This window comes from Pseudomonas sp. S04 (assembly GCF_009834545.1).
GTDB lineage: Bacteria > Pseudomonadota > Gammaproteobacteria > Pseudomonadales > Pseudomonadaceae > Aquipseudomonas.
In genome coordinates this window covers 3,570,151-3,583,389 of record NZ_CP019427.1, presented here as the reverse complement: position 1 = coordinate 3,583,389, position 13,239 = coordinate 3,570,151, and the positions used below count along the sequence as shown (strand labels likewise).

The following is a 13,239-nucleotide window of genomic DNA, read 5'->3' as shown; positions in this document are numbered from 1 at the left end:
GGCCAATCGGCTAAGCTAGGTGCACAAATGACTTAAACCATGCGAAAAGCGCAAACGAGTCCTCCATGCATATCACCCTGCTACTGGCCGAGCACTGTTCTGCCGCCGCCGCCACCATTGCCCTGGAAGTGCTGAATGCGGCCAACCTGTTCAGCGACAGTCCGCCATTCGAGGTGGTCAGCGCTTCGCTCGATGGCGCTCCTGTTGCCGCTGGGGGAGGGCAGATGTTGCGGGTCGATCATGGGCTGGCCGAGATCCACCGCACCGACCTGGTGCTGATTCCCGGGTTCCTCTTCACCCTCAAGGATGCCTTGCCGACCTTCGCCGTCTATGGGCCGTGGCTGCGGCAACAGCACCAGCAGGGCGCCGTGATGGCGTCGATTTGCACCGCATCGTTCATGCTGGCCGAGAGCGGTTTGCTGGATGGTCGGCGCGCCACCACCCATTGGGCGTTTGCCGACTACATGCGCCGGCGTTACCGCGAAGTCGATCTCGACGAGGACCAGATGATCTGTGAAGACCAGCAGTTGATCACCAGCGGAGGGGCCAGTGCGGCGATTGACCTGCTGCTGCACCTGGTCCGCCGCTTTGCCTCACTGGAGCTGGCTCACACCTGTGGCAAGTACCTGCTGATCGATAACGTGCGCCGCGAGCAAACGGTGTACGCGCTGTGGTCCTTGCCCAAGAACCATGGCGATGGCGAGATCCTGCGGGTCCAGGAGTGGCTGGAGGAGCGTTTTGCCCAGCCGCTGTTGATCGACGACATCGCCCGGCAATTCGGCTTCGGGGTGCGCAACTTCAAGCGGCGCTTCAAGGAAGCCACCGGCTCTACGCCCATTGCCTACCTGCAGACCCTGCGCCTGGAAAAGGCCAAGCAGCTGCTGGAATCCACCCGCATGACCCTGGACAGCATCACCTACGCGGTGGGTTACGCCGATGGCAATTCTTTTCGCCGACTGTTCCAGCAACGGGTTGGCCTGTTGCCGGCGGCCTACCGCAAGAAATTTCAGCCGAGACTGGGCTGAGGCCGGGTCGCGTGCTCCAATAGCCGCCCACACTGCTGGTCAGCAATAACCGATGGGATCCACAGGATGAAGAACACCGTAGCACTGACGCTCGCCTGGCTGCTCAGCACCGGCGCCTGGGCCGCGGGCGATGTGCCGGCCGGCGAGAAGCTGTTCAGCCGCATTTGCGGCGGCTGCCATCAGGTCGGCGAATCGGCGCGCGCCTCGTTCGGCCCGCAACTGAACTCGATTTTCGGCCGCCCCAGCGCGAGCACCACGGATTATCAGTACTCCGACGCCATGCGCGCGGCCAACCTCGTCTGGACCCGCGAAACCCTCACCGCCTATCTGGAGGCGCCGAAAAAAGTCGTGCCGGGCACCCGCATGATTTTCTGGGGCCTGAGCGATCCGCAGAAAATCGACAACCTGCTGGCCTACCTGCAGACCTTCCAGGCGCAGTGACCGCCCATCAGCACCCCAGGACCAGGCGGTAATCGAGCTTGCGTGGGTCTGCGGCGGGTCGTGGATCAAGGACAAATCCGCAGCGTTCAAGCACCTTGCTTGAGCCGACATTGCGTTTGTACACATCCGCCAGCAGATGCTGCAGTTGCCAGCGCTCGCGGGCCTGGTGGATCAGTTGCCGCAGGGCCAGGGTGGCCAGGCCCTGGCCGCAGAAGCGGTGATCGATCCGATAACCGACCTCTGCACAGCCCAGGGTCGAGTCGATATCTTTCAGGTTGGCCCGCCCGACAATGCCCTGCGTGGCTTCTTCGAGCACCAGGGGCTGCCAGGTCCCTTCGGCAAACCCGCGCAGATAGTCCTCGACGTGCGCGGTAATCCCCGGCACTGAGTAGAAGTCAGCGGCGCGCGGATCGATCTGCGATTCGAACCAGTCGCGGTTGGCGATTTCAAATCTGAGCAAGGCTGGAATGTCAGTCTTGAGCAGTGGGCGAACGCGCACGGTTGGCATTGGCTTGTTTCTCCTTGCTTGAGCAGTCCTGCTGTTGAATGGTGAGTGACGAGTGGTGCTGTGCCGATCGAGCCGCAGTTTGCCACAGCCAGGGTTCATCCCTCTGCTGCCAGTCCTGCAGTCTCCACTGGCATCCGTGCGCGGCCGCTGAGCTTGAGCCACACACCAAATTCCTGCATCACCGCCACCACCGGGCGCAGGCGGTTGCCGTCTTCGGTCAGTTCATATTCGACTTTGACCGGGACGCTCGGGTACACCGTGCGTTTGACCAGGCCGACGTCTTCCAGGGCGCGCAGGTCCAGGGTCAGCATCCGCTGGGAGATCCCGGGGACGTCACGGCGCAGTTGATTGAAGCGCTTGGGGCCATCGAGCAGGTAGGACACCAGCAGCAAGCGCCAGCGGCCACCGAGCAGGCGCATGGATTCTTCGACGGAGCAGCCGGTCACGTTGTGTTTCATCGAGCCTTCCTCAGGGTGCGGGCAGGTATATTTTATGTACCTAGATGATAAAAAAGTGCCTTCTTCCGTTTATATACCTGATCGCCAAGAATGTGGCTTCACCCTTTTTGGAAGTCGCCCATGAAGCTGTATTACATCCCCGGTAGTTGCTCGCTGTCGCCGCATATCGTGATTAATGAACTGGGGCTGGACGTCCAGTTGCTCAAGGTCGATCACCGCCAGCACACGGTGGTGGGCGAAGGTGATTATCTGCAGGTCAACCCGCTGGGCTATGTGCCGATCCTGGAGTTGGACGATGGCACGCGGTTGCGAGAGGGGCCGGTGATTGTGCAGTACCTGGCGGATCAGCGGCCCGAATCCGCGCTGGCACCCGCCAATGGCACGCTTGCGCGGTACCGGTTGCAGGAGTGGTTGAGTTTTCTCTCCTCGGAGATCCACAAAGGCTTCATCCCGTTGCTGTATGCCGGGTTGGCCGGCAAGTATGTGGACACCGCCAAGCCCAAGCTTGAACAGCGTTTTGCCTGGATCGACGAGCAACTGGCGGACCGTGAGTATTTGCTCGGCGAGCGGTTCACGGTCGCCGATGCCTACCTGTTTGCCCTCATCGGTTGGGGCCAGGCGGGGTGGTTGCGCTCTTACTACAAGGCCGATATTCACTTCGACGGATTGAGCCATCTCGAGGGGTGGTACGCCCGGGTCTATCAGCGGCCGGCGGTGAGGCGGGCGCTGTTGCAGGAGGGGTTGGAATGAGTGGTGGGAGCGCTCCGTTTGCCCGCGATGGTCGTCAACGATGACGCGTGCTTCCTGAGTAAATGCGCCGCTCTCAGGTTTTTCGCGAGCAGGCCGCAAGCGGGCACCCGCTCCTACAAGCAGGCAATCAACCGCCAGGCCGGTCGAGGCTCGCCAGGGTGTGATCGCGGCGCTCGGGGGATTCACCGCTGAGCTCCCACAACAGTGCGGTGATGGTTTGCCCGTCTAGCGTGCCCTGGGTTTGTAGTCGCTGCGCCAGCGTGCTGACAGCCGGCCAATAGCGCTGCAGCAGGCAGTGGGAGCGGGCGATAGCGCGGGAGTGGGCGTCGAGCAACTTTCGCGCAGGCAGCAGGCTAATCAACTCTTCGCCCCGCAGCCAGTCCCCTCGGCCTCCACCCTTGAAGCACTGCTCGGGCGGTGCTTGCTGGTAGATCGCTTCAGCTATCGGGCCGGCAAAACAGTTGAGCAGGTCACGCTCGATCCACTCCACCATCGACGGCAGGTATTCCGCCACCCCGGGGGCCTCGGCGGACGGACGCAGGACAAAATAACTGGCTTCTACCAGGCCCTCGACCTGCTGCAGATTGCCGTGCAGATCCAGCATCGGGCCGCTGGCGGCTTCGGCCGGGGTGCGAACGGTGACCCGTTCGATAGGCCGGCCATTCCACCAGAAAGCCAAGGCATGGCCCGCTTCGTGGAATGCCGTGGAGCATGCGCGCGTATTCATGGTCGGGACCTCGCCCGTACAGCAGAACGCTGACAGCCTTGATGCTTGCACGGCGTTATGGGCGCGGATAAAAGATTATCTCTATCGCCAAGCAATACTGGCGCTATTTGCCCTGTCCATGACTGGGGACTAGCCTTAATCCTGCGCTGGCGCGAGCCGGCCGGATTAGCGCTGACTAGGAGACAGGAAGACGTTGCACGTTTACCAGGCCTAACGTTGGTCACCGTTGCCGGCAAGCTGCTTGCCGCGCGCATGTTTTGCCGTGTGACCCTCCCGATCGGTTGATCGAGCTCTCGGCCCTGCAGCCTATGTCATTGATTTCGCTCGTCGCTATATCGCGCCCATCCCGGGCCGAATAGCTGGATGAATTCGACCAAAGGTAGCTCACACATGGCAACTGAATCGAAATGCCCGTTCAATCACGCCGCTGGCGGTGGCACGAAGAACCGCGACTGGTGGCCGAACCAACTGAACCTGAACATCCTGCACCAGCACTCTTCGCTGTCCGACCCGCTGGACCCGGGGTTCAACTACGCCCAGGCTTTCAAAAACCTCGACTTTGCGGCGCTCAAGCAAGACCTCAACGCACTGATGACCGACTCCCAGGACTGGTGGCCGGCGGACTTCGGCCACTACGGGCCGCTGTTTGTCCGCATGGCCTGGCACGCCGCAGGCACCTACCGCACCGGTGACGGCCGGGGCGGGGCGGGTTCCGGGCAGCAGCGGTTTGCCCCGCTCAACAGTTGGCCGGACAACGTCAGCCTCGACAAGGCCCGCCGCCTGCTGTGGCCGATCAAGCAGAAGTACGGGCAAAACATCTCCTGGGCCGACCTGATCGTCCTCACCGGCAACGTCGCGCTGGAGTCCATGGGCTTCAAGACCTTCGGTTTTTCCGCCGGGCGAGCGGACGTCTGGGAACCCGATGAAGATGTCTACTGGGGCTCGGAAAACAAGTGGCTGGGCGGTGACACACGCTATGGCAAGGATCAGGAACCGATGCAGGAACCTGGCGACGGCACCCTGGTGGCCGAGCCTGAGCTGCATGGCGAGGAAGAGAGCCGCACCGACCAGGGGCGCAACCTGGAGAACCCGCTCGCCGCTGTGCAAATGGGCCTGATCTATGTCAATCCGGAAGGCCCCGAGGGCAATCCGGATCCATTGGCTTCGGCCAAGGACATCCGCGAAACCTTCGCGCGCATGGCCATGAACGATGAAGAAACGGTGGCCCTGATCGCCGGTGGCCACGCCTTCGGCAAGACCCACGGCGCAGGCCCAGCCGATCATGTTGGCGCCGAACCGGAAGCCGCCGGCCTTGAGTTGCAGGGCCTGGGCTGGAAAAGCACCTTCGGCACCGGCAAGGGCGGCGACACCATCACCAGCGGGCTGGAAGTGACCTGGACCACCACACCGACCCGCTGGAGCAATAACTACCTGGAAAACCTCTTTGGTTTCGACTGGGAGCCAAGCAAAAGCCCGGCGGGCGCCAACCAGTGGACGGCGAAAAACGGTGCCGGTGCCGGGACCATTCCCGATGCCCATGACCCCTCGAAACGGCGCAACCCGAGCATGCTCACTTCGGACCTGGCCCTGCGTTTCGACCCGATCTACGAAAAAATCTCGCGTCGGTTCCTCGACAATCCCGAGCAACTGGCCGACGCCTTCGCCCGCGCCTGGTTCAAGCTGATCCATCGCGACATGGGCCCGCTCTCGCGCTACCTCGGCCCGGAACTGCCCAACGAAGAGCTGCTGTGGCAAGACCCGATTCCTGCGCTTGACCACGCCCTGGTCGACGACAGCGATGTCACCGCGCTCAAGGGTAAAATCCTGGCCTCGGGCCTGAGCGTGGCGCAACTGGTGTCCACCGCCTGGGCCGCGGCCTCGACCTTCCGTGGCTCGGACAAACGCGGCGGCGCCAATGGCGGACGCCTGCGCCTGGCGCCACAGGTGTTCTGGCAGGCCAATCAACCCGAGCAACTGTCCCAGGTGCTGGGCAAACTCGAAGCCGTGCAGCGCGAGTTCAACAACGCCCAGGCCGGCGGCAAGAAAATCTCCCTGGCGGACCTGATTGTCCTGGGCGGCAGCGCCGGGATCGAGCAGGCGGCAAAAAACGCCGGGCACAGCCTGACGGTGCCGTTCACTGCGGGGCGCATGGATGCCAGCCAGGAGCAGACCGATGTCGAGTCGTTCGGCTTCCTCGAACCGATCGCCGATGGCTTTCGCAACTACCTCAAGACCCGTTACCGGGTGTCGGCGGAGGCGTTGCTGATCGACAAGGCGCAGTTGCTGACCCTCACCGCACCGCAAATGACTGCCCTGGTGGGCGGCTTACGCGTGCTCGACACCAACGTCGGCCACACCGCCCACGGTGTCTTCACCCAACGGCCGCAAACCCTGAGCAACGACTTTTTTGTCAACCTGTTGGACATGGGCGTGGAGTGGAAACCCACCTCGGACAGCAACGAGACCTTCGAAGCCCGCGACCGTAATAGCGGGGCAGTGAAATGGACCGCCACCCGCGTCGACCTGGTCTTCGGCTCCAACGCGCAACTGCGTGCGCTGGCGGAGGTGTACGCCAGCAGCGACGGCCAACAGGCGTTCCTCAAGGACTTCGTGGCGGCCTGGACCAAGGTGATGAACCTGGATCGATTCGAGTTAGATCGCGGCGTCTAGAAGGGAGGTTGGCAGAACCCTGGTAATACCCGTTGGAAGTGCCTCGGCTGCCCTCCGGCTCCTACATCAGCGGAGGGCATCCAGCGACCATACACCTTGGCGATCATGGTCCAGTCTTGGTGGCCGAGCTGCTTTGCTAGGCCTAGGACCGTCGACCGGTTGGCTGTGGTTGATTCGGGCGTCTGTCGCTTTCGACAGGTATTCAGAGATCTATTCGGCTTCATTTGTTGCACGCCAGTGCAGTCACTCGCAAAGCTGATACAACAATCCGGTAATGAATATCAGTAAACCTGAGGCACGATTATTTCGGCTGGCGTTGGACTCCGGAAGTAGTCTTCCTGCCGCTCACGTTGCGGTAAATTGATCACCGGTAGTTCCACCTCCTCATAGGGCATTTGCGCCAGTAGATGGGTAATGCAGTTGAGCCTCGCTTTCTTCTTGTCATCAGCCTGCACCACCCACCACGGCGCTTCGGCAATGTGAGTGCGTTCGAGCATGATCTCCTTGGCCTTGGTATAGGCCTCCCAACGCCGACGGGACTCCAGATCCATTGGGCTGAGTTTCCACTGCTTGAGCGGGTCGTGAATGCGGCTGAGAAAACGCAAGTTCTGTTCCTGGTCGGAAATTGAGAACCAGTATTTGATCAGTTGTACACCGGAGCGAGCGAGCATCCGCTCGAACTCTGGCACTGTACGGAAAAACTCTTCGTACTGATCGTCATCACAAAACCCCATGACCTTTTCGACCCCGGCGCGGTTGTACCAACTTCGGTCGAACAACACGATTTCGCCCGCTGCTGGCAGATGCGAAACATAGCGCTGGAAATACCATTGCGTGCGTTCGCGGTCGTTCGGCGCAGGCAGGGCCGCGACACGGCATACCCGTGGATTGAGTCGTTGGGTGATGCGTTTGATCACGCCACCTTTGCCGGCGGCATCGCGCCCTTCGAACAGGATCACTACTTTGTGGCCAGTCTTGACGACCCAGCTTTGCAGCTTCACCAGCTCACCTTGCAGGCGGAACAGTTCGCTGAAGTAAAGTCGTCGGGCCTCCCGTGCACTTCCTTCCTGAGCGTGTTCATCGAACAGTGCATTCAGGTCGTGCCCGTCTTCGGATAATTCCAGTTCCAGTTCTTCGTCACTGTGATCAAGCAGCTCGCGGTGGATGCGCTGTATCAGGGTCTCTTCAGTTGAGAACATGGGAGAAATTCCGTCGTAAGGGATGGAAAAGTCTTATTCGCAATTTGTTACGGAGTAATTACATCAGAAGGCATTGCGGCGGCGGTATGGGGGCTGGCTAGTGTTTTGCCATCGTCTTTCATAAAAACGTAACAGGATTATCGCAGACTCCCTGAGCCCGTCATGACAAGGAGTTTTTTAATGAAATGTTTGATGAAGTCTGCTGCGCTCGCTATTACGGTTTCTCTTTGTGCCACCTCGGTGGCTTTCGCTGGTGAGAGCGTCCGCCTAACAGGTTCCGGAGCCAGTTTCCCGGCACCGATCTACCTCACTTGGTTCAAAGATTTCAGCAAGAAAACCGAAGGTGTCACGGTGGATTACCAATCCAAGGGCAGTGGTGCGGGTGTACAGGACTTCCTGAACAAAACCGTTGATTTCGCTGCCAGTGACTCGGCCATGAAAGACGAAGACATTGCCAAGGTCGCCGAGGGTGCTCAGTTACTGCCGATGACGGCGGGTGAAATCGTGCTGGCCTATAACCTGCCGGGCAACCCTAAGGGGCTAAAACTGCCACGCGACGTTTACTCCAACATTTTTCTCGGCAAGATCACTCGCTGGAACGATCCGCAGATCATCGCAGCCAACCCGGACCTGAAACTGTCCGACACGCCGATCACCGTGGTCGTGCGCGCAGACTCCAGCGGTACCACTGCGGTGTTCACCAAGCACCTGGCGGCGATCAATCAAGAGTTCAAGCAGACGCTGGGTGAGGGCAACACCGTCAACTGGCCTGCCAGCGACAAATTCATCAAATCACCCAAGAATGATGGTGTGACCGCCACCGTACGCCAGACCCCGGGCGCCATTGGCTACATCGAATACGGCTTTGCCAAGCTGGCCAAGGTTGACTTTGCCCAACTGCAGAACAAAGCCGGCCAGTACGTTGTACCAAACGCCGAAAGTGGTGCCGAGGCTCTGGCGGCGGTGAAGATGCCGGAGAGCCTGGTGGCCTGGTTGCCTGATCCGGACGGCGCCAAATCCTACCCGATCACTTCCTATACCTGGATGATCTTCCGCAAGCAGAACGAGAATCCGGCTAAGGCCAAGGCCATGCGCGAAATGGTCGAGTACAGCCTGACCGAGGGGCAGAAAATTGCCGACTCAATGGGTTACATCCCCTTGCCACAATCGGTCATCGACCAGGTTCGTAAAGCTTCCGCCAACATCCAGTAACGCTCGTGAGTCTCTTTCGGTATGTGCATGTCACTCATGCCGGGAGAGTTCCTCCCCCTGTTCCGGAATTAACCAATGAACAAACCTTTTGTCGTACCGGTTAACCCGGACTCTGCCTGCCAACCACCTTCTACGAAGGACTATCTGGTGGATCGCACCTTCCGTGCGCTCTCACGCATAGGCGTGGTTCTCGTTCTGGCGTTGGTGTTTGCGCTGGTATTTGAGGTGGGGCGCAAGGCTATTCCGGGCATGGACAAGCACGGTCTGGACGTCGTTTTCGGCACTGTCTGGGACGTAAATCAAGGCAAGTACGGCATTCTGCCCGCCATTTGGGGCACGCTCTACAGCGCCCTGATCGCCCTGGTGATTGCTGGTTTTTTCGGCGTCAGCATGGCGATTTTCCTGACCCAGGATTTTCTGCCCGCCAAGCTTGCCGCCGTTTTTCGCACCATTGTCGAATTGCTCGCCGCCATTCCCAGCGTGGTTTATGGGCTGTGGGGGATCTATGTGGTGATTCCGGCGATTCGCCCGCTGACGGCGTGGTTGAACAGCGAGCTGGGCTGGATACCTTTTTTCGGCACGTCCTTGAGCGGGCCGGGACTGCTCCCTGCGGCATTAGTGCTGGCCATCATGATTCTGCCCACCATCGCCGCTGTCTCGCAGGACGCCCTCACCGGCGTGCCGATGAAAACCAAGCAGGCCGCCTATGGCATGGGAACCACCCATTGGGAAGCGATTCTCAAGGTGATGGTGCCATCCGCCGCCACTGGAATCTTCGGCTCCCTGGTACTGGGTCTGGGCCGTGCGCTGGGTGAAACCATGGCCCTGGCCATGCTGGTAGGCAACGCGAACAATATTTCCCTTTCTCTGTTTGCTCCGGCCAATACGCTGGCGGCCTTGCTGGCGCTGAATTTCCCTGAAGCCGGGCCAAACGAGATCGAGGTCTTGATGTACGCCGCACTGGTGCTGATGCTGATCACGCTACTGGTGAACATCATCGGTTCCATGATTATGGTCTATGCCCAACGTGGTACTAAATGATGACTGACCTCACTTCCCCTATAACCGATTTGCCAAGCCTTCAGCGTAAGTTTGAAGGTCGCGCCCTGCGCAGCCTGGTGTTGACCACGCTGGTTTGGGGCGGCGCTCTACTTGCCAGCGTGCCGCTGATTTCCGTGCTCTACATGCTGATTATGCGTGGAGGGGCTCGTCTGAGCCTGGAGGTGTTTACCGAGCTGCCGCCGACGGGTTTCGAGACTGGCGGTGGCTTCGGCAACGCGATGGCAGGCACCTTTGTCATGGTCGGTATCGCGGCCGCAATCGCGGTGCCGGTCGGCATCATGGCGGCCATCTTCCTGGCTGAACTGGGGCCAGACAGCAAGCTGGCAAACGCTGCGCGTTTTGCCGCAAAGATGCTCACAGGACTGCCTTCCATTTTGGCTGGGGTATTTGCCTATGCCCTGGTGGTGATGACCACTGGTACCTACTCGGCACCTGCGGGTGGTGTGGCCCTGGCGGTACTGATGCTGCCCATTGTCGTGCTGACAGCCGAAGAGTCGATGCGCATGGTGCCCAAAATCATGAAGGATGCCGCCTATGGTATGGGCTGCACCCGCTCGCAGGTGATCTGGAAAATCGTCTTGCCTACCGGCCTGCCGGCGATCCTCACCGGCGTGATGCTGGCCGTGGCACGCGCCGCGGGTGAGACAGCGCCGTTGTTGTTTACCGCGCTGTTCAGCAACTACTGGATCTACCACGATGGCAGCCTTGCGGTGATGAATCCGACGGCATCGCTTGCCGTGCTGATTTACAACTTCTCCGGCATGCCCTTCGATAACCAACTTGAACTCGCATGGGCGGCCTCGCTGGTGCTGGTGATGATCGTGTTGGTCGTGAACGTTATCAGCCGTATTTTCGGCAAGCCCAAGTATTGAGAGCGGGAGCATCTGAATTTTGAACGTATCAATTGCGCAAAAAGCCGCTCCGGTTGTCACCAAAGCGCCTGTGGTCATGGACTGCAAACTGGACAAGATTTTCTATGGCAACTTCATGGCGGTACGTGACAGCCATGTGCCGATCGAAAAAAACAAGATCACTGGCTTCATCGGTCCTTCCGGCTGTGGCAAGAGCACCGTGCTACGCAGCCTCAATCGGATGAACGACTTGGTCAAAGGCTTTCGCTTTGAGGGTCATGTGCATTTCCTCGGGCAAGACGTCTACGGCAAGGGCGTTGATCCGGTGGTCGTGCGCCGCTACATCGGCATGGTATTTCAACAGCCGAACCCGTTCTCGATGAGCATTTTCGACAATGTTGCATTTGGCCTGCGCCTCAATCGCTACAAAGGTGATCTGGGCGACCGCGTAAAGCACGCCTTGCAAGGCGCCGCACTGTGGGATGAAGTCAAGGACAAGCTCAAGGTCAGCGGCCTGTCACTTTCCGGTGGGCAGCAACAACGGCTATGTATCGCCCGCGCTATCGCAACCGAACCGGAAGTGCTGTTACTGGATGAACCCTGTTCGGCGCTTGATCCGATCGCCACCCGCCGGGTCGAGGAGTTGATGGTCGAGTTGAAGAAGGATTACACCATTGCTCTGGTGACCCACAATATGCAGCAGGCGATCCGTGTTGCCGATACGACGGCTTTTTTCTCGGTGGATATTTCTCAGGGTACGCGCACCGGCTATCTAGTTGAGATGGGCCCAACGACCCAGATTTTTGGCAGCCCGCGCGAACAAATGACTGAGGACTACATCAGCGGGAAATTCAGTTAAGTAACACCGTCCGGTCAAGGCCGCATGTCCCCAAAAGTCAAAGTGCTTTGGAGGCGTCCGGTCGTTTTTCCTTCTTTTCTACCGTCTCTCGGGATTGCCAATGTCTGCAACGCGCCGTCTTGATTTGCCAGCGATTGAGCACGCACTGCGTGAGGTGCAAAGCCGCTTTGCCGAGCTAAGCAGGCACTTTACAGAGGCGCGTGACCCCTTGACTGATGAAGTGCTGCACAATGTGCTCGAGGGCTATGCGCTGATCGACGACTACGTTGCAAGAGGCGTCGACTTGTTTGATCTTCAGCAACTGAACCTGATGCTGGAAATCAATGCCACCGTTCTCTGCGGTCGAAACCCAGCGCGCCGACGGGAGTATGCCCAGCACCTTGCTGCGACTGAGGAGCACTTCTTCAACAATGTAGAGGGAGGAATCAAGGACTTATACAATTGGTACGGCGCGTATCGCAGCGAATCAGTCTGGAAGCGTGCGGCCGGTGTCTATGTACGTATCCTCAGCAAGCCGCAATTGTTCATTGAAGGCAATAACCGCAGCGGGTCACTGATCGTCAGCTACTTGCTGATGCGCGCAGGACTGCCGCCGTTCGTGTTGGCACTGGACAACGCCGAGGGTTACTTCAACCCGTCATCGGTCATACGAAACTCCGCCAAGCATGGTGTCAAGGCATTGTACGAATTGCCCAAGATCAAGAAAAAGTATGCAGCTTTCCTGGAAGAGCAGGCGCCTGACTCAATGAGATTTTTCCTGAGCGACAAACCCTCGCCCGTCTATCAGAGAGGGCATTGATGAACTGGTATCCAACGCTCGCAAAATGCCGAACTTCCGGTAGCCGGGTATGGCAAGCAATCCAGTGTGTCATCCCGATGCACGTGTTCAGACGTCAGCGCATACGGATTTCGTTCGATATTGATGACACGCTGGCTTGCAAACTGCACCACTGCGCCGTTGAAAAAAGCTGGCTGCCGGCCTGTGTTCATCGTTGGCTGGGGGAGCCGTTGCGTATCGGAACGCGTTCCCTGACCCGAGAGTTACGTCGCCAGGGTTGCAGCATCTGGGTCTACACCTCGTCCGGCCGCACTCCGTCCTACATCCGGCGTTGGCTATTGCTCTACGGTATCCGCGTCGACGGTGTGGTCAACAGTGTTCGGCATTACCACGCCCTGACGGCGCATGGGCTTGCGAACTCGCCCTCGAAATTTCCGCCAGCCTTCGATATCGACTTGCATGTCGATGATTCCGACGGCGTGCGGACTGAAGGGCATGATCACGGTTTTCGCGTGGTTGTCGTGCATCCTGAAGATGAGAACTGGGCACAGAGCGTCTTGGATGCAGTAGCTAAAGTTCGGGAGCAGCTAACCTGGCAGCAATCGCTCAGACACGAGGCCCCAGCACAACAACACTCGCAAGTATTGTCTTCTTGAGTTTCGATACATCCACGATCCAACGCCATTTCGTCCAGAGCGC

At 59.3% G+C, this 13,239-nt stretch carries 14 protein-coding genes; 10 read left to right on the top strand and 4 right to left on the bottom strand.

Annotated elements, in window-relative coordinates; all coding sequences use genetic code 11:
- The first annotated feature begins 65 nt into the window (after positions 1–65).
- Both PspS04_RS15770 and PspS04_RS15765 read left to right on the top strand, forming a co-directional pair.
- On the top strand, positions 66–1,025 hold the full coding sequence (locus PspS04_RS15770) for a GlxA family transcriptional regulator (RefSeq protein WP_159996443.1): 960 nt from the start codon (positions 66–68) through the stop codon (positions 1,023–1,025).
- A 66-nt stretch (positions 1,026–1,091) separates the two neighbouring features.
- Positions 1,092–1,466 carry a c-type cytochrome gene (locus tag PspS04_RS15765; RefSeq protein ID WP_159996441.1) on the top strand — a complete coding sequence of 125 codons (375 nt, stop codon included), beginning with the start codon at positions 1,092–1,094 and terminating at the stop codon, positions 1,464–1,466.
- Between the two features lie 7 nt (positions 1,467–1,473).
- Here PspS04_RS15765 and PspS04_RS15760 read toward each other — a convergent pair whose 3' ends face one another.
- Both PspS04_RS15760 and PspS04_RS15755 read right to left on the bottom strand, forming a co-directional pair.
- On the bottom strand, positions 1,474–1,974 hold the full coding sequence (locus PspS04_RS15760; RefSeq protein WP_159996439.1) for a GNAT family N-acetyltransferase: 501 nt from the start codon (positions 1,972–1,974) through the stop codon (positions 1,474–1,476).
- 95 nt (positions 1,975–2,069) lie between these two features.
- Positions 2,070–2,432: a winged helix-turn-helix transcriptional regulator gene (locus PspS04_RS15755; protein WP_159996437.1), complete on the bottom strand. Its 363-nt coding sequence runs from the start codon at positions 2,430–2,432 to the stop codon at positions 2,070–2,072.
- 120 nt (positions 2,433–2,552) lie between these two features.
- On the opposite strand from PspS04_RS15755, the gene gstA reads away from it, so the two are divergent.
- On the top strand, positions 2,553–3,182 hold the full coding sequence (gstA, locus tag PspS04_RS15750) for a glutathione transferase GstA (protein ID WP_095169130.1): 630 nt from the start codon (positions 2,553–2,555) through the stop codon (positions 3,180–3,182).
- Positions 3,183–3,309: 127 nt separating this feature from the next.
- Here gstA and PspS04_RS15745 read toward each other — a convergent pair whose 3' ends face one another.
- A complete protein-coding gene (locus tag PspS04_RS15745; RefSeq protein WP_159996435.1) occupies positions 3,310–3,909 on the bottom strand; it encodes a hypothetical protein in 600 nt (199 codons plus the stop codon).
- A gap of 390 nt (positions 3,910–4,299) precedes the next feature.
- Here PspS04_RS15745 and katG point away from each other — a divergent pair, with 390 nt between their 5' ends.
- Positions 4,300–6,579, top strand: coding sequence for a catalase/peroxidase HPI (gene katG / locus PspS04_RS15740; protein WP_159996433.1), 2,280 nt, complete (start codon positions 4,300–4,302; stop codon positions 6,577–6,579).
- A 281-nt stretch (positions 6,580–6,860) separates the two neighbouring features.
- Here the strand turns inward: katG and ppk2 are convergent, their stop codons facing one another.
- The gene (ppk2, locus tag PspS04_RS15735; protein WP_095169136.1) at positions 6,861–7,778 is read right to left on the bottom strand and encodes a polyphosphate kinase 2; all 918 of its coding nucleotides are present in this window, start codon (positions 7,776–7,778) and stop codon (positions 6,861–6,863) included.
- Positions 7,779–7,958: 180 nt separating this feature from the next.
- Here ppk2 and pstS point away from each other — a divergent pair, with 180 nt between their 5' ends.
- The 6 genes from pstS (at position 7,959) to PspS04_RS15705 (ending at position 13,196) form a co-directional block, all read left to right on the top strand.
- The gene (gene pstS, locus PspS04_RS15730; protein ID WP_159996431.1) at positions 7,959–8,990 is read left to right on the top strand and encodes a phosphate ABC transporter substrate-binding protein PstS; all 1,032 of its coding nucleotides are present in this window, start codon (positions 7,959–7,961) and stop codon (positions 8,988–8,990) included.
- A 75-nt stretch (positions 8,991–9,065) separates the two neighbouring features.
- The gene (gene pstC, locus PspS04_RS15725) at positions 9,066–10,031 is read left to right on the top strand and encodes a phosphate ABC transporter permease subunit PstC (protein WP_159996429.1); all 966 of its coding nucleotides are present in this window, start codon (positions 9,066–9,068) and stop codon (positions 10,029–10,031) included.
- On the top strand, positions 10,031–10,924 hold the full coding sequence (gene pstA / locus PspS04_RS15720) for a phosphate ABC transporter permease PstA (RefSeq protein WP_095169167.1): 894 nt from the start codon (positions 10,031–10,033) through the stop codon (positions 10,922–10,924). Before pstC ends, pstA begins: the two co-directional genes overlap by 1 nt.
- A 76-nt stretch (positions 10,925–11,000) precedes the next feature.
- A complete protein-coding gene (gene pstB / locus PspS04_RS15715; protein ID WP_045058436.1) occupies positions 11,001–11,762 on the top strand; it encodes a phosphate ABC transporter ATP-binding protein PstB in 762 nt (253 codons plus the stop codon).
- A gap of 100 nt (positions 11,763–11,862) precedes the next feature.
- Entirely contained in the window at positions 11,863–12,561 is a 699-nt protein-coding gene (locus PspS04_RS15710; RefSeq protein WP_159996427.1) for a hypothetical protein, read from the top strand.
- Positions 12,561–13,196, top strand: a complete 636-nt coding sequence (locus PspS04_RS15705; RefSeq protein ID WP_159996425.1) for a hypothetical protein — start codon at positions 12,561–12,563, stop codon at positions 13,194–13,196. Before PspS04_RS15710 ends, PspS04_RS15705 begins: the two co-directional genes overlap by 1 nt.
- The last annotated feature ends 43 nt before the right edge of the window (positions 13,197–13,239 follow it).

Coding starts and splice junctions, on each gene's coding strand:
- PspS04_RS15760 (WP_159996439.1), bottom strand. CDS start 1,974: ATGCCAACCGTGCGCGTTCGCCCACTGCTCAAGACTGACATTCCAGCC.
- PspS04_RS15745 (WP_159996435.1), bottom strand. CDS start 3,909: ATGAATACGCGCGCATGCTCCACGGCATTCCACGAAGCGGGCCATGCC.
- PspS04_RS15770 (WP_159996443.1), top strand. CDS start 66: ATGCATATCACCCTGCTACTGGCCGAGCACTGTTCTGCCGCCGCCGCC.
- gstA (WP_095169130.1), top strand. CDS start 2,553: ATGAAGCTGTATTACATCCCCGGTAGTTGCTCGCTGTCGCCGCATATC.
- pstA (WP_095169167.1), top strand. CDS start 10,031: ATGACTGACCTCACTTCCCCTATAACCGATTTGCCAAGCCTTCAGCGT.
- PspS04_RS15710 (WP_159996427.1), top strand. CDS start 11,863: ATGTCTGCAACGCGCCGTCTTGATTTGCCAGCGATTGAGCACGCACTG.
- pstS (WP_159996431.1), top strand. CDS start 7,959: ATGAAATGTTTGATGAAGTCTGCTGCGCTCGCTATTACGGTTTCTCTT.
- PspS04_RS15705 (WP_159996425.1), top strand. CDS start 12,561: ATGAACTGGTATCCAACGCTCGCAAAATGCCGAACTTCCGGTAGCCGG.
- katG (WP_159996433.1), top strand. CDS start 4,300: ATGGCAACTGAATCGAAATGCCCGTTCAATCACGCCGCTGGCGGTGGC.
- PspS04_RS15765 (WP_159996441.1), top strand. CDS start 1,092: ATGAAGAACACCGTAGCACTGACGCTCGCCTGGCTGCTCAGCACCGGC.
- pstB (WP_045058436.1), top strand. CDS start 11,001: ATGGACTGCAAACTGGACAAGATTTTCTATGGCAACTTCATGGCGGTA.
- pstC (WP_159996429.1), top strand. CDS start 9,066: ATGAACAAACCTTTTGTCGTACCGGTTAACCCGGACTCTGCCTGCCAA.
- PspS04_RS15755 (WP_159996437.1), bottom strand. CDS start 2,432: ATGAAACACAACGTGACCGGCTGCTCCGTCGAAGAATCCATGCGCCTG.
- ppk2 (WP_095169136.1), bottom strand. CDS start 7,778: ATGTTCTCAACTGAAGAGACCCTGATACAGCGCATCCACCGCGAGCTG.